We start from the raw sequence: 25,526 nt of genomic DNA, 5'->3' as shown, positions 1-25,526 counted from the left end.
GCCATGTCTCCTTCCGGCCCGTCAGCCCTGCGACGAGCGTCAGCCGGGGACCAGGTGCCCCTCGGTGTCGGCCGCACCGGTGCACACGAGCTCCGACGCGGCCAGCGCCGCCCGGTGGTAGGGCGGCAGGTCGATACCCGGCGGCACCACCTCGACACAGGGTTCGTGCTCGCCGAGCGCCCGCAGCACCCGCTGAAGCTCCCCGGCCAGCCGGGACGGCTCCTCGGCGGCGCCGACCAGGACGATCCGCCTGGCCTCGCGCACCCCGGACCCGCCGAGCCGCCAGCAGGAACGGACCTCGCCGACCCCCTGCCGACCGCGCAGCGTGGCACCGAGCACCACGGTCGCGGAGTCCCCCATCGGCACCCGATCGGGTGACTCCGGTGTGAAGGTGTAGTCGGGATCGGCCAGTTCGTCCAGCCCTGGGACGGAACTCACCTGGCCGAGATCCCCGCCGTGCGGCAGGAACGCGTCCGCCAGCAGCCGGTGTTCCGCGGCGGTCACGGCGATGCGGTCGTGCAGCAACGCCCTCGGCACCGCGCGCGCCAGCACCACGAGCGCGCCGCCGGCCAGCCAGTCCCGGAACCGCCACAGCTGCGCGTCCGGCAGCCGACCGGCCAGCCGGAGCAGCAGCTCGTGCGCGGCCGCCTCGCTCGAGGGTCCCCTGGCCATCTCAGGCGACCTCGACGACCAGTTCGACCTCGACCGGCGCGCCGAGCGGCAGCTCGGCGACCCCGACGGCCGCCCTGGCGTGCTGGCCTGCCTCGCCGAAGACCTCGCCGAGCAGCTCCGATGCGCCGTTGATCACGGCGGGCTGGCCGGTGAAGCCCTCGGCCGACGCGACGTAGCCGACGACCTTGACCACGCGGACCACCGAGTCGATGCCGACCAGGGCGTGCACCGCGGCCAGCGCGTTGAGCGCGCAGAGCCTGGCGTGCCCCTTGGCCTCCTCGGGCCCGACCTCGCCGCCGACCTTGCCGGTCGCGGCGAGCGCACCATCGACGAAGGGCAGCTGGCCGGAGGTGAACACCAGCGAGCCGCTGCGCGCGGCCGGCACGTAGGCCGCGAGCGGGGCGGCCACCGTCGGCAGCTCGATGCCCAGCTCGGCGAGCCGCGCGGTCACCGTGCCGGTCATGCCTTCGGCCGCTTCAGGTAGGCCACGTGCTGCTCGCCGGTCGGGTTGTTCAGCACCGTGACCAGCTCCCAGCCGTCCTCGCCCCACTGGTCGAGGATCTGCTTGGTGGCGTGGATCAGCAGCGGGACGGTCGCGTATTCCCACTTCGTCATGGGCTGGAGCGTAACCGGCTACCAGGAGTGTCCGAGCCGGCCTCGCCGGGAGCCCTCCCGGCGGTCCCGGCGCGGCTACCGTGGAGCGCATGCAGACCTGGCGCGTCGTCGCGACCGCCCTGTTCGGCGCGGCCGGGCTGATCTTGGTGCTGGTCGCCATGGCGCAGGCGCGGGACCGGCGGGGCGCCACGCACGGGCACGTGGTGCGGGTCGGGCTGATCGCGTTGCTGGTGGTCGTGCTGGTCGGCGCGCTGATCCTCACCGTGCTGCCGTCGACGGTCGCGTGGGCGCTGGTCGCCGCGTGCGGCATCGCCGTGGTGACCCTCACGCTCGCGAACTGACGGTTCCGCACGCGGCGCGCCCCGGCCCCTTACGCTGATCCGGTGACCACCCCCGCCGTCGGTTGGACCGAGGAACTGGCCAGAGCCCGCCTACACGTGGTCACCGGCAAGGGCGGCACCGGCAAGACGACGGTCGCCGCGGCGCTGGCGCTCGCGCTCGCCACCGGCGGTCGCCGCGTGCTGCTGGTCGAGGTGGAGGGCCGGCAGGGCATCGCCCAGCTGTTCGACGCCGCGCCGCTGCCCTACTCCGAGGAGCGCATCGCGTCCGCGCCGGGCGGCGGGGAGGTCCGCGCGCTGGCCGTGGACGCCGAGGCCGCGCTGCTGGAGTACCTGTCGATGTTCTACAACCTGGGCTTCGCTGGCCGGACGCTGCGCAAGATGGGCGCGATCGAGTTCGCCACCACCCTCGCGCCCGGCCTGCGGGACGTGCTGCTGACGGGCAAGGTCAAGGAGTGCGTGCGGCGCACCGGTCCTGGCGGCCGGCACGCCTACGACGCGGTCGTGCTGGACGCCCCGCCGACCGGCCGGGTGGTGCAGTTCCTCGACGTCACCAAGGCGATGGCCGATCTCGCCAAGGTGGGGCCGATCAAGGGGCAGAGCGAGGGCGTGGTGAAGCTGCTGCACTCCGGGGACGCCGCCGTGCACCTTGTCGCGCTGCTCGAGGAGATGCCGGTGCGGGAGACGCTGGACGCGGTCGCCGAGCTGGACGCGGCCGACCTGCGGCCGGGCGCCGTGGTGGTCAACCGGGCGCGGCCGCCCCGGCTGCCAGCCAGGTCGGTGCCGGCGGCCGCGGACGGCAGGGTGGACGACTCCAGGGTGCGGGCCGGGCTGACCGCCGCCGGGCTCGACCTGTCCGAGGAGGACCTGGAGGGGCTGGTGGAGGAGACCGTCGAGCACGCCATCCGGGTGCGGCTCGAACAGCAGGCGAGGGCGCACCTCGCCGAGGCCGACCTGCCTGCGCTGGAACTGCCCGAGCTGGCCGACGGGATCGACCCGGCCGGGCTCTACGAGCTGGCCGAGCGACTGGTCGCGCAGGGGGTCCGGTGACCGAGCCCGCCCAGCCGGAGCCGGCCGCCAGGCCGTCCCGGCTCGACATCGACGCCCTGATCGACAACCCCGACACCCAGGTGCTGGTGTGCTGCGGGTCCGGCGGCGTCGGCAAGACGACCGTGGCGGCCGCGCTCGCGGTGCGCGCCGCGCAGCGCGGCAGGCGCACGGTGGTGCTGACCATCGACCCGGCCCGCAGGCTGGCGCAGTCGCTCGGGCTGCGGGAGCTGGACAACCAGCCCCGGCCGGTGCGGTTCGCCGGGTTCGAGCCCAAGGGCGAGCTGCACGCGATGATGCTGGACATGCGGCGCACCTTCGACGACATGGTGCTCGCGCACGCCGGCAAGGAGCGGGCCGCGCAGATCCTGGCGAACCCCTTCTACCAGACGATCTCCACGTCGTTCTCCGGCACGCAGGAGTACATGGCGATGGAGAAGCTGGGCCAGCTGGCCGCCAGCGGGCAGTGGGACCTGATCGTGGTCGACACCCCGCCGAGCCGGTCGGCGCTGGACTTCCTCGACGCGCCGCAGCGGCTGTCCACGGTGTTGGACGGCAAGCTGATCCGGCTGCTGTCGGCGCCGGCGCGGGCGGGCGGCATCGGCATCCGCAAGCTGGTCGGCGCGGGGTTCGGGCTGTTCACCAAGGCCATCTCGACCATCGTCGGCGGGCAGCTGCTCACCGACGCCTCGTCGTTCGTGCAGGCGTTCGACAGCATGTTCGGCGGCTTCCGCGAGCGGGCGCGCAAGACCTACCAGCTGTTGCGCTCGCCGGGCACCGGCTTCCTGGTGGTGGCCGCGCCGGAGCCGGACGCGTTGCGCGAGGCCAGCTACTTCGCCGAGCGGCTGTCGGCCGAGCAGATGCCGCTCGCCGGCCTCGTCGCCAACCGCACCCACCCGGTGCTCGCCGAGCTGAGTGAGGCGCGCGCGGTCGCGGCAGCGGACGGCCTCGATCGTGCCGGGGACGCCCCGCTGGCCGCGGCCGTGCTTCGGCTGCACGCCGACCGGGTCGCGATGGCCGACCGGGAACGTCGGCTGCTGACGCGGTTCACCCGCGCGCACCCGACCGTCCCGGTCATCGGCGTGCCTGCGTTGCCGACCGACGTGCACGACCTGGCCGGCCTGCACGAGATCGGGTACCGCCTTGCCGGCGAGTAGGCCCTGGTCAGCTGACCCTGGCGTCCTCGTGGATGTGCCCGTGTGTGCGTCGGGCGTCGTCGAGCAGCTCGCGCCAGGACGTCACGTCCGGCCGACGCCGCAGCAACGCTCGCCGCTCTCGCTCGGTCATGCCTCCCCAGACACCGAACTCGATACGGTTGTCCAGCGCTTCGGCCAGGCATTCCGTGCGCACGGGGCACCCCAGGCACACCAGCTTGGCCTTGCGCTGCTCAGCTCCCCGCACGAAGAGCTCATCGGGCTCCTCGTCGCGGCAGGAAGCGTTGATTCGCCAATCCCCCAGCTCCATATCCCCCAGCTCCTAGCTCGCCCAAAACTTGAATCCGCAACACCCCAGCCGCGGATGCCGTAGGCTGGCCTTTGTAGAGGCACTGCCGCACGGCCGCTGTCATTGGACGTTGACGGACTCTAGAGCCTTCTGGTTCCACCTCCAACACTGGGTTGCCCACCTGTTACCTGTCTTGAGTACTGTTACCCGTCCTGGGTAATTAGTGCTGCGGATCACTCTGACCCGGGTCGGTGCCGCGTACCCTGCATCGGGTGCGAGTCAGGAACGGCCTGCTGAAGCTGCTCGGCCTGTGCATGCTGGCCGGCGTGTTGGTCGCCGGCATGCTCTTCCCGGTGATCGGCTCGCTCGGGATGGTGTCCAACAGAGCCAGCGACACCGTCGACAGCATCTCCTCTGACCTCGTCAGCACCGACCCGCCGCTGGTCACGACGGTGACGGACAAGGACGGGGCCCCCATAGCCTACGTCTATGACCAGTACCGCGTGCTGACTCCGCCGGACAAGATCTCGCCGACCATGAAGGCGGCGTTGATCTCCGTCGAGGACCGGCGCTTCTACGAGCACCAGGGCGTGGACTGGAAGGGCACCTTCCGGGCGATGCTGACCAACCAGTTCAAGGGCACCGTCTCGCAGGGCGCGTCAACACTCACACAGCAATATGTGAAGAACTACCTCGTGCACGTGGTCGCCCGCAACGACCGGGTGGAGCAGCAGAAGGCCCAGGAGCAGACCGTCGCGCGCAAGCTGCGCGAGGCCAGGATCGCCCTCCAGCTGGAGCGCAAGCTCAGCAAGGACGAGATCCTCGCCCGCTACCTCAACGTGGTGCCCTTCGGCTCGACCATCTACGGCATCGCCGCCGCGTCGCAGGCGTACTTCAACACCACGCCGGACAAGCTGACCGTGCCGCAGGCCGCGATGCTCGCCGGCATGGTCAACAGCCCGTCCGCGCTGGACCCCGAGCGCTTCCCGGACAAGGCGCTGGAGCGGCGCAACCAGGTGATCGACCGGATGACGGCCAACGACAAGCTGTCAAGGGACGCCGCCGAGACCGCGAAGAAGGCGCCGCTCGGCCTCGCCAACCCGGTGCGCACCCCGCCAAACGGCTGCGTCGGCGCGGGCCCGGAGAACGGCTTCTTCTGCTCCTACGTGCTCAGCTACCTCGAGCGCAACGGTTTCAGCGAGGAGCAGCTGCGCACCGGCGGGTACACGATCAGGACGACGCTCGACCGAAGCGTCACGCAGCAGGCCAAGCAGGCCGCCGAGGCGCAGGTCGCCAAGGACACCGAGGGCATCGCCAACACGATGGCTATCGTCTCGCCGGGCAAGGACAGGCACCAGGTGCTCGCGCTGGTCGCCAACCGCGACTACGGGCTGGACGCGACCCAGAACCAGACGACCTACGACCTGCCTGGCGGCGTGGAGAACAAGTTCGGCGCCGGGTCGACGTTCAAGATCTTCACCTCGGCCGCCGCCCTGGAGAAGGGCATGGGGATCGACAACGTCATCCAGACGCCGGGCAGCTACACGTCGAAGGTCTTCAAGAACAACGGCGGGCCCTACGTCGTGAAGAACGCGAGCAGCGGGTACAGCCCCCAGATGACGCTGCAACAGGCGCTGGCGACCTCGCCGAACACCGGCTTCGTGATCCTCGAGGAACACATCGGCATGGACCCGATCGTCGACATGGCCAGCAGGCTCGGGCTGCGCGAGACGATGGCGACCAACGTCGGCGGGACCAGGCCGGACTCGCGCGCCGACAACCAGGACCTGCGGGTCTCGCAGACCGAGTACTTCAAGTCGGGCGGCGGCAACGGCACGTTCACCCTCGGGCCGGCGTCGGTGAGCACGCTGGAGATGGCGAACGTCGCCGCGACGCTGATGAGCGGCGGCAAGTGGTGCCCGCCGACGCCGCTGCAACAGGTGCTCGACCGCAACGGGAACCCCGTGCCGGTCAACGAGGCCCCGTGCGAGCAGGTCGTCGCGGAACCGCTGGCGAACACCCTGGTCACCGGGCTCAGCAAGGACGACACCGGCAGCGGCACCTCGGCCGTGGCCGCCAAGCAGGTCAACTGGACCCGGCCGATGCTCGGCAAGACCGGCACCACGCAGGACTACAAGTCGGCCGCGTTCGTCGGCGCGACCCCGCAGCTGGCCGGCGCGGTGCAGACCTTCGCCGACGGCACCAACCCGTCGCCGATCTGCGTCAGCGGCCGCCCGAGGCTGTGCCGCGACGGCGACATCTACGGCGGCACCGTGCCGGCCCGCACCTGGTTCGCCACGATGAGCAAGGTGCTCGAGGGCCAGCCAGCGCTCGGCCTGCCGCCGACCGACGACCGCTACGTCAAGGGCGCCGCGCAGACCAGGATTCCCGACGTGGTCGGCAAAAACGTCACCGACGCCACCGGCACCCTGGAGAAGGCCGGCTACTCGGTCAGCTCGTCGAGCCGCAACTCCGAGCAACCCAAGGGCACCGTGGTCAGCCAGAGCCCGAGGGGCAACGCGCTGCCCGGCTCGACCATCACGCTGTTCGTCAGCACCGGCTACGTCCCGCCGCCGCAACCGGCCGACGGCGCGTCCCAAGGCCCCGGCGGCTAGCAGCGCCTGTCGGGGCTGGCGGCTTGTCGGGGCCTGCGCTCCGGCGGCTGGCAGTGCCCGTCGAGGCCGGCGTCCCGGCGGCCAGCGCCTCGGCTGGCGGGCAACAGTTCGTCAGCCGATGGGAGGACCGAGGCAGGCGGGTTTCGGCCCGCCTCGGCCACGTGACGCGATGTCCCGGTTCAGCCGGCCAGCCGGCTCTTCACCGCCGCGGCCACCCTGCCGCCCTCGGCGCGGCCGGCGACCTTCGCGTTGACGGCCTTCATGACCTGGCCCATCTGGCGCTGCCCCGGCTGCTCGCCGAGCTGCGCGGCGACCTCGGCGACGGCCGAGGCCACCAGCTCGCCGAGCTCGTCGTCGCCGAGCTGGGCCGGCAGGTACGCCTCGAGGACCTTGGACTCGGCGCGCTCCTGCTCGGCCGACTCGGCGCGGCCGGCGTTGGCGAACGCCTCGGCGGCCTCCTTGCGCTTCTTCACCTCGCGGGTCAGCACGCGCTGGATCTCGTCGTCGGAGAGTTCGCGGGCGGCCTTGCCGGAGACCTCCTCGTTGGTCACTGCGGTCAGCGCCATCCGCAGTGTGCCCGTGACCAGGGTGTCCCGGCTCTTGATCGCAGTGGTCAGGTCTTCCTGCAACCGCGCCTTCAGCTCCGCCATGGTCACAAACGGTAACCCAACGCGATGAGGCGGGGCGCGCCGATATCGGGCGGCGGCCTCCGCGAGCCGTGGGCAACCGACCGAGGGGTGGCGGACCGCCGTACGCTCGAAGGGTGAACACGCTAGGCCGGACACTGCTTGCCACCACCGCGCTCGGCACGGCCACGGTCGCCTATGCCGCCGGGATCGAACGTCGTCGCTGGACACTGCGGCAGGCCACACTGCCGGTGTTGGCCGAGGGCGCCAGGCCGGTGCGCGTGCTGCACATCTCGGACCTGCACATGATGCCCGACCAGAAGTCCAAGCAGCGGTGGGTCGCCGCGCTGGACGAGCTGGACCCCGACCTGGTGGTCAACACCGGGGACAACCTGGCGCACAAGCAGGCCGTGCCGTCCGTGCTGCGCGCGCTCGGGCCGCTGCTGAACCGGCCAGGGGTGTTCGTCTTCGGCAGCAACGACTACTACGCGCCGAAGCCGAAGAACCCGGTCAGGTACCTGCTGCCCTCGGCGAAGAAGAAGCGCGTGCACGGAATTCCCCTGCCGTGGCGGGACCTGCGCGCGGCGATGGTCGAGCGGGGCTGGCTGGACCTCACGCACGTGCGCAGGACGTTCGAGGTGGCCGGCCAGACGGTGTTCGCCGCCGGGCTGGACGACCCGCATCTGCGCAGGGACCGCTACGACGACATCGCCGGCCGCCCCGACCCGAACGCGACGCTGCGGCTCGGCGTGACGCACTCCCCCGAGCCCAGGGTGCTCGACCCGTTCGCCGAGGACGGCTATGACCTGGTGCTCGCCGGCCACACGCACGGCGGCCAGCTCCGGGTGCCGGGTTACGGCGCGCTGGTGACCAACTGCGACCTGGACCGCACGCGAGCCAGGGGCGCGTCCCGCTGGGGCGCGCACATGTGGCTGCACGTCTCGGCCGGCCTCGGCACCTCGCCGTACGCCCCGGTCCGCTTCGCCTGCCCGCCGGAGGCAAGCCTGCTCACCCTGGTGCCGCGCCCCATCGACGCAGCTCAGCAGGGTTCCGCCGCCGCAGGACCCACCCGATTCGGAGCTGGGGCGGACGTCCGCTAGACTTCTCCTCGTTCCACGCGGGAGTTTCCACGCGGGACGGGGTGTGGCGCAGTTTGGTAGCGTGCTTCGTTCGGGACGAAGAGGTCGCAGGTTCAAATCCTGTCACCCCGACCAGTTCCTTTGGGCCGCCTGTACTCGCGGAAAGCGCGAGTGCGGGCGGCCCTGGGTGTTTTCTGGGGGCTACCGTTCCACGCTCGGCACGGTGCGGTTCGTCAGCGCCCACTCCAGTTCGCGCTCCAGTCGGTCGATCCGCCGTTGGTGTTCGGCGCGCTGCGCGTCGTGCCCGTCGCGCTGTCTCCTGTGGTAGCGCCACGAGAGCATGCATCCAGTCTGCAGACCGAGCAGAAATGACAGGGCGAACAGATAGCTGAGGTTCATGGTGTCGAGCGTAGGAATGGACGACCCGATCGTCAGCTCGCGACGGCCTTTTCTCCACGAAGTTGCCACCCGCACCAAATCTGCCAAGTTCCGACCATCAGACGACCAGTGGACGACTGGTTACGCACCGTCGGGACCGGCCGAGGGAAGCTGGCGGGAAGTTGGCGAGAAAATGGTAAATACGCTGGTCAGCTCTGTTCGATCCGGGCACTGGACGCCATCGGTAAATCTCGTGCCCATGCGATTGACCGGCAGTAAAGCCGTCCCCTAGAGTCCTTCCACTGCCGTGCGAACAGGGGAGGGTGCATGGCTCACGCCTATCCAGGAAAGAAGACCCTGGAGTGTCTGCAATCCCTGCACAAAGGAGTCGGTGTGCGTCGGCCGGACCTACGTGAGCGCCTGACGGAGGATCTGCGAAAGCAGTGGCACATAGGCGATGCGGACAGCACCGAGCTGATCATGGCGAAGGTGCTGACCCAACTCGAGAGGGTCATCGCGCGGTACCCCGACGAGCGGATCGGGGAGGTCGCGCGGATTCACTACAACATGTCCGCCGATCCCGCCTTTCAACAGGCGGCCTACGGTGATCGCGTCGCCGAATTGCACAAAAGACTCGGGGATGGATATTCGGCGCAATCGGTCCGACGGGGACTCAGCGGCCTCCTGCGCGACGTGGAGGTCAGCCTGACCGAGCCTTCCCCGAGGATCCCGCTCGGCGAACTGCACGCGGTGATGGAGCGCGAGCGCGACCCGGCTGCGGACTTCCGCCGAGCCGTCCGCGACCTGCACAGGCCCGAGGCGCCCGCCCGTCGAGCCGTCGACGCCTTCCTGTCCGCCCTGGTGCATGTGCCGCACGACGCGGCCGACGCGCCGACCGTCGTCCACACGGCCAGCCTTGGGCCCTGGGTTCTCGCCTTCACGCAGCGGGCGTGGCTGGACGACTACCACCGACGGGCCGGCTCGCCGCCGTTCCGCGCCAGCCACCGCATGCCCGGTCTCGAGTTGCTGCGCCTGCTGACGGAGCGCCACCCGGACGTCGGGGTGTTGGTCGACCCCAGCGCGGACCGAGATCCCGATCCGACCGAGACGACGTCGCTCCCACCCCGGGTCATTCGCGAGATCATCGAGGCCAACTGACGGTTCTCCGCCGGATTTTCCGGGCAATTCCGTCAGATACTGCGTCACTGAGGCACCGTTTTCGGCTCGCGCGTCATCGGGGTGGCGGCCGGTAAACCAGATCACCTAGAATTCCTGATCCGCGCCTACGTTGAGGATTCACCCATGGGCAACTTCTCCGTCTTACCCGCCGAATTGCACCAGGCAGCGGAAACCGTGCGGGAACTGGCTGACGACGGCCCCCGACAACCCGCCTTCAAGTACGGACTTGACGTCAGTCAGGTCGGCCACGACGGTCTGGCAAATGCACTGTACGAATTGCAGTGCGGCGCCAAGTCGGTCGCGGGTCTGATGTGGGCGGACATCTCCGATGCGGCGGGTCAGCTGCGCGATTCGGCGAGGGTGTATGAGGAGTCCGATGCCGCCGTGCATCAGGCGATGACCGCACTCCAGCGGCACTAGCCGGGCCGAAAAACGGGACGTCCGATGAGCGAGAGCGACAACGGGAGCGACAACGGGAGCGACAACGGGAGCGACAACGGGAGCGACAACGCGCTCGAACCGTTGACCGGAAACGCGGCCGGCATCGCGGAGGAATGCCGGCGGCTGCGGGCGCTCGGGGATCACTACGAGTCCACGGCGCGGGCCTTCGCCGGCGTGCGCCTCGTGGACTGGCACGGCACCGCCCACGATCTTTTCGAAGAGGCGCAGTACGCACTGGCCAGGAACGCGCGGCTGGCCGCCGACCTGTACTTCGTCGGCGCCGACGCGTTGGCGGAATACCAGCACTCGCTGGAAACCCTGCAACCCGTCGTCGCCTCGCTGATCGCGGAGGTGCGGGAGAGCCCCGACCTCCTCCGCGCCGAGGCGGCCCGCACGTCCATCTCGTGGCTGCGGCAACAGCACCTGGCGGCAGGCGACAAGGCCGCGCGGACCATCGAGCAGGTACACACGGACCTGGCCGCGATCCGGCGCGTCATCCCGGAGCCGACGCCACCGGTCGGGCAGGCCCGGCCCGGCGCCGCCGCGCTGGCCCGGCCGACTCCGGTCGGCGGGCCGCCGGCGCGACCGCCGGACCCGCCCGAGCGCGCGCAGCCCAGCCCCTATCTGGCGCTGCTCGATCCCACGCTGCACGCGCGGTTGCTGCGCGAGCTCAACGCCGAGGTGTACGACGCCCTGTCGCGGTCGACCTGATCGCATTCCGGTCGTCGAATCAGGCAGGATCGTGGTGTGACGACGCATCCTGCCGCTGAGGTGCCCGAGCCGCTGTTCACCGACCCCGAGGCCGACGAGCGGTGGCGGGCCAGGTTCACCGCGCCCCGCGTCACCCTGCCGGACTGGGCCGAGGACGCACCGGATCGCTGCCTGTACCTGTCCAACTCCACCGGGGTGTGGGAGGTCTACGCCTGGGACCGGTCCACCGACACCCATCGCAAGGTCACCGATCGGCCGAACGGGACCTCGCACGCGACGCTCAGCCCGGACGGTGAGCAGATCTGGTGGTTCGACGACACCGACGGCGACGAGTTCGGCGTGTGGGTGCGCGAGCCGTTCGCCGGTCATCCCTACGGCGCCGAGGCGACGCCTGCCGTCGATGGCGCCGCGCCCGGCTATCCGGCCGGCCTCCAGCTCGGCACGGCCGTCGCCGCGATCGGCGCGTCGACCGACGACGGCACGACGATCTGGTTGTCCCGCAACGAGAGTCCCGCCGAGGTCGTGTACGCCGACGCGCACGACGGCGGTGTCGCCGCGCTGTCCAAGGACGAGCGGCTGCTGGCCATCTCGCACTCCGAGCACGGCGACAACCGGCACCCGGCGCTGCGGGTGCTCGCGGTCGAGGACGGCTCGACCGTCGCGGAACTGTGGGACGGGGAGGGCAAGGGCCTCGACGCCATCGGGTTCAGCCCGGTGCGCGGCGACTCGCGGCTGCTGGTGCTGCACGAGCGCAACGGCAAGGAGGAGCTGCTGATCTGGGACGTCAAGGCGAACACCGAGGCGGAGATCGCGCTCGACCTGCCGGGCGAGCTCGCCGCCGACTGGTACCCGGACGGCTCCGCGCTGCTCGTGGTGCACACCCACGAGGCCCGCAACAGCCTGTACCGCTTCGACATCACCACCAACGAACTGTCCTCTTTGGATATTCCGGCCGGCACGGTCGGCTCGGCCGGCGTGCGCCCGGACAACACGGTCGAGTACTCCTGGTCCTCCTCGGCCCACCCGCCGGTGGTGCGCGCCCTGTACTCCGACGGCACGGGCCGCATCCTGCTGGAACCCAAGGGGCACAAGGCTCCGCCGTCCACCGAGCTGACGGACGTGTTCGTGCCAGGCCCCGGCGGCGGCGTGCACACCCTGGTCGCGCGGCCCGCCGACGCGCCCGACGGACCGCTGCCGACGGTGTTCAGCCTGCACGGCGGGCCGCACGCGATGGACGAGGACCGCTTCTCCGCCTACCGGTCGGTGTGGCTGGACGCCGGCTTCGCCGTGGTGCACGTCAACTACCGGGGCTCGACGGGCTACGGCTCGGCGTGGCGGGACGCCATCGAGGGCAAGCCGGGGCTGACGGAGCTGGCCGACGTCGCCGCCGTGCACGAGTGGGCGGTGCGCACCGGCCTCGCCGACCCGGCCAGGTGCGTGGTCAACGGCGCCTCCTGGGGCGGCTACCTGGCGCTGCTCGCGATGGGCACCCAGCCGGAGCTGTGGGCGGCCGGGGTCGCCGGGGTGCCGGTGGCGGACTACTTCGCCGCCTACGAGGACGAGATGGAGCCGCTGCGGGCGTTCGACCGCGCGCTGTTCGGCGGCTCGCCGCAGGAGCTGCCCGACCTGTACCGGGAGTGCTCGCCGCTGACCTACGTGGACGACGTGCGCGCCCCGGTGCTGGTGCTGGCCGGCGAGAACGACCCGCGCTGCCCGATCCGACAGGTGGACAACTACCTCGACCGGCTGGCCGAGCGCGGCGCGAGCTACGAGGTGTACCGGTTCGACGCCGGGCACGGCTCGCTGGTGGTCGCGGAGACCATCCGGCAGACCGCCGCCGAGGTCTCCTTCACGCGGCGGACGCTCGGCATGGAGTGAGCGGACGCGGGGGTGGGCGCGCCGGCGCTCACCCCCGCGGGCCGGGACGGGCCGTCAGGCCTGTTGGGCCTGCCACATCCAGTGCGCCTCTTCGAGCTGCCTGGTGATCTCGATCAGCAGGTCCTGGGTGACCACGTCGGTCTTGTCGGTCTCCTGGATGCGCTCGCGCAGCCGTTGGATCAGCGTGGCGAGGGTCTGCACGATCGAGCCGACGATCTCCGGTTCCCTGAGCCAGTCCTCGGGGAAGTCGGGCAGGCCGGACGTCGCGGCGACCGTTCCCGCCTTGCCGTTCGGCGAGATGCCGAGGGCGGAGGCCCGCTCGGCCACCTGGTCGACGTAGGTCCGCGCGGTCGTCACCAGCTCGTCGAGCTGGAGGTGCACGCTGCGGAAGTTCTTGCCGACGACGTTCCAGTGCGCCTGCTTGGCGATCAGCGACAGGTCGATCAGGTCGATCAGGGTGCTCTGGAGGACCGCGCCGGTCGCCTCCCGCTCGGCGTCGCCGAGTGGGCTGGTGATCGGGGACTTGCTCATGACGTCGTGCCTCCTCTGCTTCGGGACGGCCTCTGCTTCGGATAACGCTCCTGCTACCTGAGCCTCCTACCACCGCAGGCCGCGCGCACAACGAGAGCGGGCTGTTCGGCTCAGGAGGCGCGGTCGATGGCGAACTCGGCGACCTGCCGCCCGATGGTGCGCAGGGTGTCCGCGACCTGCTTGTCCGTGCACTCGTCGTCGCCGTGGAACTCGGCCTGGGTCGAGTTGATCGCCGCGCCGAGCGGGGTCGGCCACCCGCGCAGGGCGTGCACGATCGAGCGAAGGGCGGTCAGCGTCGTCACGGACGCCTGCCAGCCCTGGGCGGTGGCGACGCAGCCGACGGCCCTGCCGTCCAGGTAGGGCCGCTCGTCGCCGCGCAGGTCCTCGACGTAGTCGAGGGCGTTCTTCACCAGCCCGGACACGGTGCCGTGGTAGCCGGGCGAGACGAGCACCACGCCGTCGGCCTGGCGCAGCAGCTCGACCAGCCGTTTCGCCGCCTCGGGGCGGTCGGACTCCGCCGGGTCGTAGAACGGCAGCACCAGGTCGGGCCCGCTGAAGGCGGTGGTTCGCGCGCCCGCCTCGGCGGCGCCGGCCAGCACGATGCGCAGCGCCCGCTCGGACTGCGAGTCCGTGCGGAGCGAGCCTCCGATGCCAACCACGTTGACCGTCATGTCGGTCGATCCTTCCACTGCCCTCGGTCGAACTCCGCATCGCGCGGGCGCATGCTGGAGGGGTGAACGGCACGCTGATCTTCGACGGCGGGTGCGGCTTCTGCACCCGCAGCAGGAATCTCCTCACGCGGTTGGACCGGCACGGCCGGGTCGGCACGGTGCCGTTCCAGGAGGACGGCGTCGAGGAGCGCACCGGCCTGCGCCCCGACCAGCTGGCGGCGTCGGTGTGGTGGCTGGACGCCGACGGCGGGCGGTGCGGCGGCGCCGAGGCGGTCAACTCGGCGCTGTCCGCCGCGCTGGGTACCCGGCTGCCGCTGCTGGTGTACCGGCTGCCCGGGATGGGCCGGCTCCAGGAGGCGGTCTACCGCTGGGTCGCGGCGAACCGCTACCGGTTCCCCGGCGTCACGCCGTGGTGTCAGCAGCATCCCGCCGGGTGCCGGCCCGCCTGAGAGAGTCACGCGGGGAACGCTATTACCTCCAGTTAACCGGAGGTCCAGTCGACGGGAGCCGGATCACATCGCCCCTTCCGCCGAGAGCTACCGATAAGTAACCTTACTGTCGGTACATAACCGGTGCACGGCCGCTGGAGGCGACATGTCGAAGCTGGGCGACGCGGTGCCGACGAAGGTGCTCGCCACGATGCTGCGGGCCGTCTACGCGCTCCCGGCCCCGGTGCGCAGGCTCGTCGCCGGCCCACCGATCCGGCTGGACGGCCAGCGCCTCGCCCCGGACGCGCAGCTGCTGCTGCGGCTGTCCGCGCTGGTCAGCGAGAGCCTCGGGGCCCCGACGGTGGCCGGGGCGCGCGCCAACCTGGCCAAGAGCGCCGCGCTCATCGGCGGGCCGCCCGCCGACCGGGTGCGGACGCGGCAGCTGGGCATCCCCGGCGCCGACGACACCGTGCCGGCCAGGCTGTACGAGCCGGACGAGCTGCCGGCCGGCTCGCCGCTGTTGATCTTCTACCACGGCGGCGGCTGGGCGATCGGCGACCTCGACACGCACGACACCCTGTGCCGGTTCCTGGCCGTCGAGGCCGGCGTCCGGGTGCTGTCGGTCGACTACCGGCTCGCCCCGGAACACCCGTTCCCCGCCGCGACCGAGGACGCCTTCGCCGCGTTCGAGTACGCGGTGCGGGAGGCCGAGGCGCTCGGCGTCGACCCCGCGCGGATCGCGCTCGGCGGCGACAGCGCCGGCGGCAACCTCGCCGCGGTCACCGCGCACCAGGCCGCCTCCAACGGCGGGCCGCTGCCGGCGTTCCTGCTGCTGTTCTACCCGGGCGTGGACGCCTCGGTCCGGCGCCCCTCGCGGGAGCTGTTCGGCGCGGGCTTCTACCTGACCGACTCGGACATGGACTGGTTCCTGGACCAGTACGCGCCGGACCCCGACACGCACACCGACCCGAGGCTGTCCGTGCTGCTGGCCGACGACCTGACCGGGCTGCCGCCGACCTACGTGGCCACGGCGGGGTTCGACCCGCTGCGGGACGAGGGCGAGGCGTTCGCCGCGCGGCTGGCCGAGGCCGGCGTGCCGGTCGCGCTGCGCAGGCACCGCGGGATGTTCCACGGCTTCGCCAACGTGCTAGGCCTGTCCGGGGCGTTCCGGGAGCCCGTCGCCGAGGCGGTCGGCGCGCTGCGCGTCGGCCTGGCGCTGCGGAGGTAGCGCGCTCCCCGGCGGCCCGCCCGCCGGAATCCGGTTGCACCGGCGGGCACGGATGCGGTGCCATCCAGCAGTGCCCCTGACCCCGTACCTGCGCGTGCTCGCGCTGCCCAGGATCCGCCCGCTGATGGTGCTCATGCTGCTGGCCAGGATCCCGCCGACCGCGACCGGGGTCACGCTCACGCTGCACGTGGTGCTCACTCTGCACCGCGGCTACGGCGCCGCAGGCCTGACCGGCGCCGCGGTCACCCTCGGCATCGCGCTCGGCGCGCCGCTGCTCGGCAGGCTGATCGACCGGCGCGGGCTGCGCACGATGGTGCTCGTCACCACGATCGCCGAGGCCGCGTTCTGGTTCACCGCGCCGTGGCTGCCGCTGCCGGCCCTGATGGTCACCGCGTTCCTCGGCGGCCTGCTCGCCATCCCCACCATGTCCATCGGCCGGCAGGTGCTCGCCGCGCTCGTGCCGGCCGAGCACCGCCGCACGGCCTACTCGATGGACTCGATGTCCGTCGAGCTGTCCTTCATGGCTGGCCCGGCGCTGGCCGTGCTGATCGCCACCAGGGTGTCCACCACGGCGGCCATGCTCGCCGTCGGCGGCGCCATGGTGCTGTCGGGCGTGACGCTGTACCTGGTCAACCCGCCGACCCGTAGCGCGGACGAGCTGGCGGCCGCGCAGGCCACGCGACCGCCGAGACGGAGCTGGCTGACCGGGCCGCTGCTCGGCGTGCTGCTCGTCGCCAGCGGCGTGACGATCGCGCTGGCCGGCACCGAGGTGTCCCTGGTCGCGGTCATGCAGCGCAGCGGCCAGACGAACTGGACCGGCGTGCTGATCATCGTGATGTGCCTGGCCTCGATGGTCGGCGGGTTCGTCTACGGCGCGATGCGCAGGCCGCCGTCCCAGATCGTGCTGATGGGACTGCTCGGGCTGCTGGTCGCGCCCATCGGGCTGGCCGGCGACACCTGGTGGGTGCTCGCCATCGCCCTGGTGCCATCGAACCTGATGTGCGCCCCGGCGATCGCCTCGACCGGCGAGGCCATCAGCAGGCTGGTGCCGGCCGCCGTGCGCGGCGAGGCGATGGGCCTCCAGGGCTCGGCGCTGACGCTGGGCGCGGCGATCGGCAGCCCGTTGGTCGGCTACGTCGTCGACCTGTCGACCCCGGCCGTCGGGTTCGTGGTCTGCGGGCTGACCGCGGTGGCCATCGCGCTCGTCGCCATGGCCATCGGCCGGCGCAGGACGCTGGCGACCGACCTCGTTACGGTCGAGGCCGCTGCTCTAGCCAAAAATCCACTGCCCGTAGATCCCCTGCCCGAAGCAGCGCGACCGCACGAGTCCCGACCCTGAGCGAGCCGATCCTCGGCAGGCCGCCGAGCGGCACCCTGCGGGCCCGGCAGGCGACCGCGAGGACCGCGTCGGCCGGCAGGACCGACGCGACCGAGGTCAGCATGGCCGGCAGCGGCTCGACCCCGGCCGGGGCCCCGGACCACTCCGTCTGGTCCCCATAGGGCACGTCGGTGATCACCAGGTCGGGCGACCGGCCGGCCAGCGCCTCGGCGAGCCGGTCCGGCCGGAACACGTCGGCGGTCGCGGTGACCACCTCGGGGTCCTCGCCCGCCGCCTCGACCTCGTCGGCCAGCCGGCCTGCGGCGGCGACCGCCGCGAGGTGCGATGGGCGGCCGTGCGCGTCGGCCAGCGCGGCCAGCTCCCGCTGCCGCGCCCGCAGCCCACCCGCCAGCAGCAGCCCGAGGTTCGCCCCGGCCAGCGGCAGCGCGGCCTCGGCCGCGTCCGAGCCGAGCACCGCGCCGATCCGGTCCCGGTGCAGCAGCCCAAGGACGGTGAGCAGGTAGCCGCTGCCGCAGCACGGATCCCACACCGTGAGGCGGCCGGCCGACCCTCGCAGCGCGGCGGCCCGCTGGAACACCTCGCTGGCCAGCCGCACCGGGAAGGCGGGGAAGCCGGGAGCGGACCGCAGCACCGACCCGCTGGCCAGGTCGGTGCGGTCCACGCGGTCCACGGCGTACCGGTAGGTCATCCCGTCACCCTCCGCCCGGCGCGCGTCGGGCGCGCGTCGGCGCGGCGGCGGGTCGTCGGCTCAGCCACCGAGTTCGGCCGAGAGTTCGCGCAGCGCGTGGTAGGCGCGCTCCACCAGCGGCCGGGTGCGCGCCAGCGTCGTGACGGCGGCAGGGTCGGGGACGATCACCCTGGTCGGCGTCACCAGCTCGGCGACCTCGGCCAGCGAGTCGAGCACGCCCAACGCCCGCCAGCCGAGCAGCGCAGCGCCGACGCCAGAACCCTCCGAGTCCTCCGCCAGCTCGAGCTCGCGCCCGAGCGCGGCGGCCAGCACGTCCGCCCACAGCGCGCTGCGGAACGCGCCACCGGTCACCCGGACCGTGTGCACCTCGACGCCGGCGTCGAGCACCGCGTCCAGCACCATCGCGAGCTGCTGGCCAACCCCCTCGACCATGGCGCGGGCGATCTCGGCGCGGCCGTGCTCCCGCCGCAGCCCGATCAGCGACGCGCGCGGGTCCGGGTCCCACCACGGCGCGCGCTCGCCGAGCAGGTAGGGCAGCGCGAGCAGCCCGCCAGCGCCGGTCGGCACCTCCTCGGCCTCGGCGAGCAGGTCGGCGACCTCGACGCCGAAGGTGTCCGCGGCCCACTGGGCCACCACGCCGCCGTTGCTGACCGCGCCGCCGAGCACCCACAGGCCGTCGGCGATCGCGTAGCAGAACACCCTGCCCCGGTCGTCGATGCCGGGCCGGTCCCTGGTCACCCGCAGCGCGCCGCTGGTGCCGAGCGACAGCGCCGCCGTGCCCGGCGTCACCGCGCCGACCCCGAGGTTGGCCAGCGGGCCGTCGCCGCCGCCCGCCACGACAGGCAGCCCGGCCGGCAGCCCGACCCGCTCGGCCACCTCGGCGGACAGGTCGAGCACGGCGGTCGGTTCGAGCAGCTCGGGCAGCTGCTCGGCGCGGATCCGCGCGACCTCGAGCGCGTCCGGGTGCCAGGCCAGCCGGTGCAGGTCAAGCAGCCCGGTGCCCGACGCGTTGGAGTGCTCGGTGGCCAGCCTGCCGGTGAGCCGGTACAGCACGAAGTCCTTGAGGCCACACCAGTGCGCGGCCCGCGCCGCCGTGTCGGGCTCGCGCTCGGCGAACCAGGCGAGCTTGACCAGCGGGGCGAACGGGTGCACCGGCGTGCCGGTCGCCCGGTGCAGCGCCGTGCCGAGCGCGGTGCCGCGCAGCCTGGCGGCCTGCTCGGTGGCGCGGTTGTCCGCCCAGCTCAGCGAGTCGGTGATCGGCGTGCCGTCCGGCCCGAGCGCGAGCAGCGTGTGCATCGCGCCGGTCAGCGCGAGCCCGACGACCTGGTGGCCGTGCTCGCGACACTCGCGCACCACCTCGGCCAGCGCGTCCAGCGCGGCCTCGCACACCTCGGCCGGCACGTGCACGGCCTCGCCCCCGTGCCCGGTGCGCATGCGGTAGCCGCGCTCGGCAAGGCCGAGGACCTCGCCGCTCTGGTCGACCGCCACCACCTTCGTCGCCGTGGTTCCCAGGTCAACTCCGAGCACGACCTCAGCCATGTGATCGACGCTAGTCGATCGGCATGGGTCCTCGGACTGAGACCCGAGACGATCTGCTCAGACCAAAGGCTTATCCGGTCGAGACCAACGGCCGAGGCGAAACCCGTGACCGGGCGGGCATGCTGGGCGATGATCGCCGCAGTGAGGCCGTCGAAGGGGCCGGACATGGGGATGCAGGGCACGCTGATCGGGGTCGGACTCGTCGCCGCGCTGGCGGTCGGGGCCGTCACCACCGAGGTGGTCTGCTCGCGGAACCTGCACGACCGGTCCCAGTCGCAGGCGGCGGAACTCCTGCCAGGCACCAGGATCAACACGGTGCGGGTGACCGGTTTCCCGCACATCACCCAGGCGATCGGCAAGCACCTCAAGAAGGTCGACGTGCAGGCGACCACGGCGGACGGCACCCAGCTGTACGTGATCATGCGGGACGTCGACCTCGGCGAGCGGCGGGCGGGCGCCACGACGGTGATCGTCACCATGCCAAGGCTCGCCAAGGACCAGCATCCGGTGCGCGACAGCAGGGGCGCCTACACCAACCGCTTCACCAGTGGCGGCAAGGAATATCAGGCCAGTGCGAGCCTGTCGGGCACCACGCTCACCGTCAGCGCGACCGGGCCGACCCAGCTGGACCCGGTGCGCGTGACGCTGCCGTTCCTGCCCGACGGCAGCACCGTCGGCCGGCAGTCCTACGTCACCGACGAGAACCTGCGGGTCGGCCTCAACATCGACCGGCTGGAGTCCAGGCCACCCAGCTCCTGACGCGCCGCAACGGCCGACGGGCGCCGCCCGAACATGTCGGGGGCGCCCGTCGGGCCGCGAGCACGAACCGGGAGACTAGAACCGGGAGACGATCAGCCGCGCACGGCCAGTTCCTCCGCGATCTCGTAGGTGTTCAGCGCCGCGCCCTTGCGCAGGTTGTCCCCGCACACGAAGAAGTCCAGCGCGGTGGGGAAGTCCAGCGCCTGGCGGACCCTGCCGACGTAGGTCGGGTCGCCGCCGACGACGTCGCTCGGGGTCGGGAAGCTGCCCTTCGCAGGGTCGTCGACCAGCACGATCGACGGCTGCGCCGCGAAGATCTCGTGCGCCCGCTCGACGGTCACCTCGCTGCCGAACACGGCGTGCACGGCCAGCGAGTGCGTGGTGACCACCGGCACCCGCACGCAGGTCGCCGACACCTTCAGGTCCGGGATGCCGAGGATCTTCCTCGACTCGTTGCGGACCTTCAGCTCCTCGCTCGACCAGCCGCCGTCGCGCAGCGAACCGGCCCACGGCACCACGTTCATGGCCAGCGGCGCGGTGAACGGGGTGTCCTCGACGGACAGGCCTGCCGCCTCCAGCGCCTCCCTGACGTCGCCAGCGCGCGCACCGAGCTGCTTGCCAGCCACCGCTTCGATCTCCGCGTGCAGCCGGTCGATGCCCTCCTGGCCCGCGCCGGAGGCGGCCTGGTAGGACGCGACGACCAGCTCGCGCAGCCCGAACTCGCGGTGCAGCGCGCCGAGCGCGGCCATCATCGACAGCGTGGTGCAGTTCGGGTTGGCGATGATCCCCTTTGGCCGCACGGCGATCGCGTCGGCGTTCACCTCGGGCACCACCAGCGGGACCTCGGGGTCCATCCGGAACGCGCCGGAGTTGTCCACCGCGATCGCGCCCCTGGCCGCCGCGATCGGCGCCCACTCGGCGGAGACGGCGTCCGGCACGTCGAACATGGCGACGTCCACGCCGTCGAAGACCTCGGGCGCGAGCGCCAGCACGGTCAGCTCCGCGCCGCGCACGGTGAGCTTCTTGCCCGCGGACCTCGGCGAGGCGATCAGCCTGATCTCGCCCCACGGCACGGACTCCCGGCCGTTGATGATGTCGATCATCACGCCGCCGACCGCGCCGGTCGCGCCGACCAGCGCGAGCACGGGGCCGTTGCCGGGGGCGCTCATCGACCGCTCCCCGCGTACACCACGGCCTCTTCGTCGCCGCCCAGCTCGAACGCGTCGTGCAGCGCGCGCACGGCGTCGTCGAGCTGGGTGTCGCGGCAGATCACCGAGATGCGGATCTCCGAGGTGGAGATGATGTCGATGTTGACGCCGACCGACGCCAGCGCGGCGCAGAAGGTCGCCGTGACGCCGGGGTGCGAGCGCATGCCGGCGCCGACCAGCGAGACCTTGCCGATGTGGTCGTCGTAGAGCACCTTCGCGAAGCCGATCTCCGGCTTGGCCCGCTCCAGCGCGGCGACCGCCTTCGGGCCGTCGTCCTTGGGCAGGGTGAAGGTGATGTCGGTGCGACCGCTCGCGAGCTGCGAGATGTTCTGCACCACCATGTCGATGTCCAGCTCGGCGTCGGCCACGACGCGGAAGATCTTGGCCGCGATGCCCGGGTGGTCGGGCACCTCGGTCACGGTGACCTTGGCCTCGGACCGGTCGTGCGCGACGCCGGTGATCATCGCCTGTTCCACGGGAAGGTCCTCCACTGACCCGGACACGATGGTCCCAGGTCGGTTTGTAAACGACGAACGGACGTGCACGGGGACGCCGTAGCGGCGGGCGTACTCGACGCAGCGGAGCATCAGCACCTTCGCGCCGCAGGCCGCCATCTCGAGCATCTCCTCGTAGGTGATGCTCTCCAGCCGCTTCGCGTTCGGCACGATCCTCGGGTCTGCGGTGTACACGCCGTCGACGTCGGTGTAGATCTCGCAGACGTCGGCCTTGAGCGCGGCGGCCAGCGCCACCGCGGTCGTGTCGGTGCCGCCCCGGCCGAGGGTGGTGATCTCCTTGCTGTCCTGGCTCACGCCCTGGAAGCCGGCGACGATCGCGATCGCCCCGTCGTCGAGCGCGTCCTGGATGCGGCTCGGGGTGACGTCGATGATCCGCGCCTTGCCGTGCACCGAGGTGGTGATCACGCCGGCCTGCGAGCCGGTGTAGGAACGGGCCTGCGCGCCGAGCGAGTGGATCGCCATCGCCAACAGCGACATGGAGATCCGCTCACCCGAGGTGAGCAGCATGTCCAGTTCGCGGGCCGGCGGCACGGGAGCCACCTGCCTGGCCAGGTCGAGCAGCTCGTCGGTGCTGTCCCCCATCGCGGAGACCGCGACAACGACGTCGTTGCCGGCCTTGCGGGTCGCCACGACACGCTCGGCCACCCGTTTGATCCGCTCGGCACTCTCGACCGATGAACCGCCGTACTTCTGGACGACGAGCGCCACTGATCAGACCTCCTCACGACAGGTACCGCATGTCCTAGGACCGCGTTGTCCCACGTCCAGGGCAGCCTACCCGGGGTGAGTATTGGTCACGTCCCGCCGTGACGGGCACTACTCTCGTGAGCAATCAACGGCCGGCGGTTGTGGAGGACAGAGGGTGTCGGCAACCGAAGTGGCGCGGGATCTCGGGGCGGCTGGCGATCGGGACGAGGCCGCCCCGCGCGGCGCACAGGCCCCGCAACGGCTAGGGACGGCGCGCTGGACCCAGCAGTGGACCCAGTGGACGCGGCACCGGGCGACGCTGGCGCTCGCGCCTGCCGTGCTGTACCTGGCCGCCCGCGAGTTCGGCCTGCTGGTGCTCAACTGGATGGCCGCGCAGAACGGCAAGGCCGTCACCCCGGCGCTGACCTCGTGGGATGGGCAGTGGTTCCTCGGCATCGCGCAGGGCGGCTACGCCAACGTGCCGCAGAGCCTGGCCGACGCGTTCGGGCGGCGCACCGCCGAGACGCCGCTGGCGTTCTTCCCCGGCTACCCGACCCTGGTCCGCTGGGTGGCCGCACTGCCCGGCGTGCAACTGGTCGGCGCGGCGTTCGCGGTGAGCCTGGTCAGCGGGGTGTTCTGCGCCTACGGGCTGCACCGGCTCGGCAGCAGGATCAACGGCGGGTCGCCCAGGGTCGGGCTGGTGCTCGTCGCGCTGTTCGCCGCGTCGCCGATGGCGATCGTGCTGTCCATGACCTACTCCGAGGCGACCTTCTGCGCGTTCGCCGCCTGGGCGCTGGTCGGCGTCGTGGAGCGGCGATGGGTGCTCGCCGGGATGTGCTGCGCGGCGGCCGGCCTGGTGCGGCCGACGGCGGCGGCGCTGGTGCTGGCCGTCGGGCTGGCCGCGCTGGTCGCGGTGGTGCGCGGACGGGACGGCTGGCGGCCGTGGGTCGGCGGCCTGCTCGCCCCGCTCGGGCTGCTTGGCTACCTGGGTTGGGTCGCGCAGCGCACCGGCTCGCTGGACGGCTGGTTCGCGGTCCAGCAGCGCGGCTGGGACTCGCGGTTCGACGGCGGCGCGGCCACCTGGAAGTTCGGTCTGGAGATCCTCGGCTCGGTGCGCTCGGTGCTGGAACTCGGCACGGTGTGGCTGATCCTCGGCGCGCTGGTGCTGCTGGTGATCGGTTTCCGGCGGCGGGTGGAGTGGCCGCTGCTGGTGTACGCGATCGGGGTGCTGGCCATGGACCTCGGCTCCAACGGGCTGATGAACTCCAAGGCGCGGCTGCTGTTGCCCGCGTTCACGCTGCTCGTGCCGGCCGCGTTGGGCCTGGCCAAACGGCGGACCTCGACGGTCGTGGTCGCGCTGCTGGCCCTCTCGGTGCTCAGCGCGTGGTTCGGCGCATACTCCATCACCGCATGGCCGTACGCGATCTGAGCTGGGAGCGCAGTGCCCGACGAAGCAGGGCCAGACAAAGCAGGGCCAGAGGAAGCAGTGCCAGAGGAACCTGACTGGCTGGCGGGGAAACGGGCGGAGACCAGCGTGCCGGTGCACCCGCTGATCGCCGACCGCTGGAGCCCGAGGGCGCTCGACCCCGGCGCCGAGGTGCCGCTCGAACACCTGCGCGCGCTGTTCGAGGCGGCGCGCTGGGCGGCGTCGCACGGCAACACGCAGCCGGGGCGGTACCTGGTCGGCAGGCGCGGCGACGACACGTTCCAGCGGATCTTCTCCACGCTGCGGCCGGGCAACCAGAGCTGGGCCGGCAGCGCGGGCGCGCTGCTGCTCGGCATGGTGCGCACGGTGGACAAGCGGGGGCCGATCCCCAACGCGGAGTACGGGCTCGGGCTGGCCGTGCAGAACCTGGTGCTCCAGGCGGTGTCGCTCGGGCTGGTCACGCACCAGATGGGCGGCTTCGACCGGGAGGCGGTGCACGCGGCGTTCGACCTGCCGCCCGATGTGCGGCCGGTGGTGGTGGTCGCGATCGGGACGGTCGGCGACGTCGAGGACCTGCCGGAGGACCTGCGCGGGCGCGAGGTGGCCGGCAGGCTGCGGCGACCGTTGGGCGAGCTGGTCTTCACCGGCGAGTGGGGCACGCCGGCGTTCGAGTGACCCTCAGCGCTCCTGGGCTGGCGCCTGCCACGACCGCTCGAAGTGCCGCAGCAGCGCGGCAATCGACGTGATTCACCTCGCCGCCGCCGGTATGCAGCTTGTATGCTGCCGCCATGGCTGACACCACGATCCGCATCGACACCGAGACACGTGACCGCTTGGCCCTGCTGGCCGAGGAACAGGGCACCAACGTCAAGGCCATCGTGCGCGAGTGGGCGTTCCTCCAGCTCACCCGCACCGAAGTGAGCGAGCGTCGCGCCAAGGCGCTGGCCTACATCCAGGAGAACCTCAACCCCGACTTCCGGGGCGACGCCACCGACGAGGCCGAAGGCGACAGGCTGTGGGCGCAGATCCACGACCTCCAGTACGGCCCGAGGCAGGCGACTGCGTGAATCACGACATCCCCGCGGTCATTCTGGATGCCCCTGCCCTCGCCGCCCTCGGCGCGGGCAACGTGTGGCTGTCGCGGCTGATCATGTCCCAGCCGGCCACCGTGAGCCCACGACTGATCTACGCGCCAGCACTGTGCATCGCCGCCGCCGAGGCCGGCCGCGCACGCGGCGGGCAGCACGTCGCCGGACCGATCGACCAGATCCACACCGAGAGTCTTGGACTCGACGGCGCCCTGGCCGTCGGCACGCTTGTCCGCGAGAGCGGCATCGACTTCGGCACCGCCCATGCGATCCACGCCGCCCGACCGTCGGCCGAATGGATCGTCGGACGTCCCGTCGTCACCCCCGATCCCGCGCGATACGCCGGACACGACATAGCCGTGATCAAGGTGAGCGGATAACCCGGCGACCCGAGTTC

29 protein-coding genes and 1 tRNA gene are annotated in these 25,526 nt (G+C 71.9%); 18 read left to right on the top strand and 12 right to left on the bottom strand.

Features of this window, described 5'->3' with window-relative positions:
* Positions 1-39: 39 nt before the first annotated feature.
* From F0L68_RS13235 to sp36, 3 genes are read right to left on the bottom strand one after another with little or no spacing between them, the layout of a single operon-like run.
* On the bottom strand, positions 40-672 hold the full coding sequence (locus F0L68_RS13235) for a hypothetical protein (protein WP_149849829.1): 633 nt from the start codon (positions 670-672) through the stop codon (positions 40-42).
* A gap of 1 nt (position 673) precedes the next feature.
* Positions 674-1,135, bottom strand: coding sequence for a RidA family protein (locus tag F0L68_RS13230; RefSeq protein ID WP_149849828.1), 462 nt, complete (start codon positions 1,133-1,135; stop codon positions 674-676).
* Positions 1,132-1,287, bottom strand: coding sequence for a Sp36 family protein (gene sp36, locus F0L68_RS13225; protein ID WP_149849827.1), 156 nt, complete (start codon positions 1,285-1,287; stop codon positions 1,132-1,134). Before sp36 ends, F0L68_RS13230 begins: the two co-directional genes overlap by 4 nt.
* 89 nt (positions 1,288-1,376) lie before the next feature.
* On the opposite strand from sp36, the gene F0L68_RS13220 reads away from it, so the two are divergent.
* The 3 genes from F0L68_RS13220 to bagB are packed head-to-tail and all read left to right on the top strand — an operon-like array spanning position 1,377 to position 3,829.
* Complete coding sequence (locus tag F0L68_RS13220; protein ID WP_149849826.1) at positions 1,377-1,628, top strand: hypothetical protein; 252 nt, start codon at positions 1,377-1,379, stop codon at positions 1,626-1,628.
* Between the two features lie 42 nt (positions 1,629-1,670).
* Complete coding sequence (bagA, locus tag F0L68_RS13215; protein ID WP_149849825.1) at positions 1,671-2,675, top strand: ATPase BagA; 1,005 nt, start codon at positions 1,671-1,673, stop codon at positions 2,673-2,675.
* On the top strand, positions 2,672-3,829 hold the full coding sequence (bagB, locus tag F0L68_RS13210; protein WP_149849824.1) for an ATPase BagB: 1,158 nt from the start codon (positions 2,672-2,674) through the stop codon (positions 3,827-3,829). Before bagA ends, bagB begins: the two co-directional genes overlap by 4 nt.
* A 7-nt stretch (positions 3,830-3,836) precedes the next feature.
* Here the strand turns inward: bagB and F0L68_RS13205 are convergent, their stop codons facing one another.
* On the bottom strand, positions 3,837-4,136 hold the full coding sequence (locus F0L68_RS13205; RefSeq protein ID WP_149849823.1) for a WhiB family transcriptional regulator: 300 nt from the start codon (positions 4,134-4,136) through the stop codon (positions 3,837-3,839).
* Between the two features lie 251 nt (positions 4,137-4,387).
* On the opposite strand from F0L68_RS13205, the gene F0L68_RS13200 reads away from it, so the two are divergent.
* Positions 4,388-6,730 (top strand): penicillin-binding protein, encoded by a 2,343-nt coding sequence (locus tag F0L68_RS13200; protein WP_149849822.1) that lies wholly within the window; start codon positions 4,388-4,390, stop codon positions 6,728-6,730.
* Between the two features lie 179 nt (positions 6,731-6,909).
* Here F0L68_RS13200 and F0L68_RS13195 read toward each other — a convergent pair whose 3' ends face one another.
* Positions 6,910-7,380, bottom strand: coding sequence for a GatB/YqeY domain-containing protein (locus tag F0L68_RS13195; RefSeq protein ID WP_149849821.1), 471 nt, complete (start codon positions 7,378-7,380; stop codon positions 6,910-6,912).
* A gap of 113 nt (positions 7,381-7,493) precedes the next feature.
* Between F0L68_RS13195 and F0L68_RS13190 the strand changes: the two genes are divergently transcribed.
* Positions 7,494-8,456, top strand: coding sequence for a metallophosphoesterase (locus F0L68_RS13190; RefSeq protein ID WP_149849820.1), 963 nt, complete (start codon positions 7,494-7,496; stop codon positions 8,454-8,456).
* 37 nt (positions 8,457-8,493) lie between these two features.
* A tRNA-Pro gene (locus F0L68_RS13185) sits at positions 8,494-8,570 on the top strand.
* A 66-nt stretch (positions 8,571-8,636) separates the two neighbouring features.
* Here the strand turns inward: F0L68_RS13185 and F0L68_RS13180 are convergent.
* Positions 8,637-8,834, bottom strand: coding sequence for a LapA family protein (locus F0L68_RS13180; protein ID WP_149849819.1), 198 nt, complete (start codon positions 8,832-8,834; stop codon positions 8,637-8,639).
* 372 nt (positions 8,835-9,206) lie between these two features.
* Here F0L68_RS13180 and F0L68_RS13175 point away from each other — a divergent pair, with 372 nt between their 5' ends.
* The 4 genes from F0L68_RS13175 (at position 9,207) to F0L68_RS13160 (ending at position 13,022) form a co-directional block, all read left to right on the top strand.
* On the top strand, positions 9,207-9,971 hold the full coding sequence (locus F0L68_RS13175) for a hypothetical protein (RefSeq protein WP_188316551.1): 765 nt from the start codon (positions 9,207-9,209) through the stop codon (positions 9,969-9,971).
* Between the two features lie 144 nt (positions 9,972-10,115).
* The gene (locus F0L68_RS13170; protein ID WP_149849817.1) at positions 10,116-10,412 is read left to right on the top strand and encodes a hypothetical protein; all 297 of its coding nucleotides are present in this window, start codon (positions 10,116-10,118) and stop codon (positions 10,410-10,412) included.
* 24 nt (positions 10,413-10,436) lie between these two features.
* Entirely contained in the window at positions 10,437-11,144 is a 708-nt protein-coding gene (locus F0L68_RS13165) for a hypothetical protein (protein WP_149849816.1), read from the top strand.
* A 36-nt stretch (positions 11,145-11,180) separates the two neighbouring features.
* Complete coding sequence (locus F0L68_RS13160; RefSeq protein ID WP_149849815.1) at positions 11,181-13,022, top strand: S9 family peptidase; 1,842 nt, start codon at positions 11,181-11,183, stop codon at positions 13,020-13,022.
* A 54-nt stretch (positions 13,023-13,076) separates the two neighbouring features.
* On the opposite strand, the gene F0L68_RS13155 is transcribed toward F0L68_RS13160, so the two are convergent.
* Both F0L68_RS13155 and F0L68_RS13150 read right to left on the bottom strand, forming a co-directional pair.
* A complete protein-coding gene (locus tag F0L68_RS13155) occupies positions 13,077-13,553 on the bottom strand; it encodes a Dps family protein (protein ID WP_149849814.1) in 477 nt (158 codons plus the stop codon).
* A 110-nt stretch (positions 13,554-13,663) separates the two neighbouring features.
* Positions 13,664-14,224 carry an NADPH-dependent FMN reductase gene (locus tag F0L68_RS13150; protein WP_149849813.1) on the bottom strand — a complete coding sequence of 187 codons (561 nt, stop codon included), beginning with the start codon at positions 14,222-14,224 and terminating at the stop codon, positions 13,664-13,666.
* A 62-nt stretch (positions 14,225-14,286) separates the two neighbouring features.
* Between F0L68_RS13150 and F0L68_RS13145 the strand changes: the two genes are divergently transcribed.
* The 3 genes from F0L68_RS13145 (at position 14,287) to F0L68_RS13135 (ending at position 17,219) form a co-directional block, all read left to right on the top strand.
* Positions 14,287-14,673, top strand: coding sequence for a thiol-disulfide oxidoreductase DCC family protein (locus F0L68_RS13145; RefSeq protein ID WP_149849812.1), 387 nt, complete (start codon positions 14,287-14,289; stop codon positions 14,671-14,673).
* Positions 14,674-14,818: 145 nt separating this feature from the next.
* Positions 14,819-15,880: an alpha/beta hydrolase gene (locus F0L68_RS13140; protein ID WP_149849811.1), complete on the top strand. Its 1,062-nt coding sequence runs from the start codon at positions 14,819-14,821 to the stop codon at positions 15,878-15,880.
* 70 nt (positions 15,881-15,950) lie between these two features.
* Positions 15,951-17,219, top strand: coding sequence for an MFS transporter (locus F0L68_RS13135; protein WP_149849810.1), 1,269 nt, complete (start codon positions 15,951-15,953; stop codon positions 17,217-17,219).
* Here the strand turns inward: F0L68_RS13135 and F0L68_RS13130 are convergent.
* Positions 17,131-17,907 carry an rRNA methyltransferase gene (locus F0L68_RS13130; RefSeq protein WP_149849809.1) on the bottom strand — a complete coding sequence of 259 codons (777 nt, stop codon included), beginning with the start codon at positions 17,905-17,907 and terminating at the stop codon, positions 17,131-17,133. The two genes, F0L68_RS13135 and F0L68_RS13130, sit on opposite strands and share 89 nt — an antisense overlap.
* Positions 17,908-17,967: 60 nt before the next feature.
* Positions 17,968-19,446, bottom strand: coding sequence for a gluconokinase (locus tag F0L68_RS13125; protein ID WP_149849808.1), 1,479 nt, complete (start codon positions 19,444-19,446; stop codon positions 17,968-17,970).
* A gap of 141 nt (positions 19,447-19,587) precedes the next feature.
* On the opposite strand from F0L68_RS13125, the gene F0L68_RS13120 reads away from it, so the two are divergent.
* Entirely contained in the window at positions 19,588-20,205 is a 618-nt protein-coding gene (locus tag F0L68_RS13120; protein ID WP_149849807.1) for a hypothetical protein, read from the top strand.
* Between the two features lie 92 nt (positions 20,206-20,297).
* On the opposite strand, the gene F0L68_RS13115 is transcribed toward F0L68_RS13120, so the two are convergent.
* Both F0L68_RS13115 and F0L68_RS13110 read right to left on the bottom strand, forming a co-directional pair.
* The gene (locus F0L68_RS13115; RefSeq protein ID WP_149849806.1) at positions 20,298-21,374 is read right to left on the bottom strand and encodes an aspartate-semialdehyde dehydrogenase; all 1,077 of its coding nucleotides are present in this window, start codon (positions 21,372-21,374) and stop codon (positions 20,298-20,300) included.
* Positions 21,371-22,636 carry an aspartate kinase gene (locus F0L68_RS13110; RefSeq protein WP_149849805.1) on the bottom strand — a complete coding sequence of 422 codons (1,266 nt, stop codon included), beginning with the start codon at positions 22,634-22,636 and terminating at the stop codon, positions 21,371-21,373. The genes F0L68_RS13115 and F0L68_RS13110 overlap by 4 nt, the downstream gene beginning before the upstream one ends.
* 154 nt (positions 22,637-22,790) lie before the next feature.
* On the opposite strand from F0L68_RS13110, the gene F0L68_RS13105 reads away from it, so the two are divergent.
* The 4 genes from F0L68_RS13105 to F0L68_RS13090 all read left to right on the top strand — a co-directional run bounded on the left by F0L68_RS13105 (position 22,791) and on the right by F0L68_RS13090 (position 25,509).
* Positions 22,791-24,044 (top strand): hypothetical protein, encoded by a 1,254-nt coding sequence (locus F0L68_RS13105; RefSeq protein ID WP_223198751.1) that lies wholly within the window; start codon positions 22,791-22,793, stop codon positions 24,042-24,044.
* A 57-nt stretch (positions 24,045-24,101) separates the two neighbouring features.
* Positions 24,102-24,716: a nitroreductase family protein gene (locus F0L68_RS13100; protein WP_223198750.1), complete on the top strand. Its 615-nt coding sequence runs from the start codon at positions 24,102-24,104 to the stop codon at positions 24,714-24,716.
* A gap of 113 nt (positions 24,717-24,829) precedes the next feature.
* The gene (locus F0L68_RS13095) at positions 24,830-25,108 is read left to right on the top strand and encodes a hypothetical protein (protein WP_149849804.1); all 279 of its coding nucleotides are present in this window, start codon (positions 24,830-24,832) and stop codon (positions 25,106-25,108) included.
* Entirely contained in the window at positions 25,105-25,509 is a 405-nt protein-coding gene (locus F0L68_RS13090; RefSeq protein WP_149849803.1) for a hypothetical protein, read from the top strand. Before F0L68_RS13095 ends, F0L68_RS13090 begins: the two co-directional genes overlap by 4 nt.
* The last annotated feature ends 17 nt before the right edge of the window (positions 25,510-25,526 follow it).

The organism is Solihabitans fulvus, from assembly GCF_008386585.1.
GTDB classification, from domain to species: Bacteria; Actinomycetota; Actinomycetes; order Mycobacteriales; family Pseudonocardiaceae; genus Solihabitans; species Solihabitans fulvus.
This window is presented reverse-complemented; position numbering and strand designations above follow the sequence as displayed.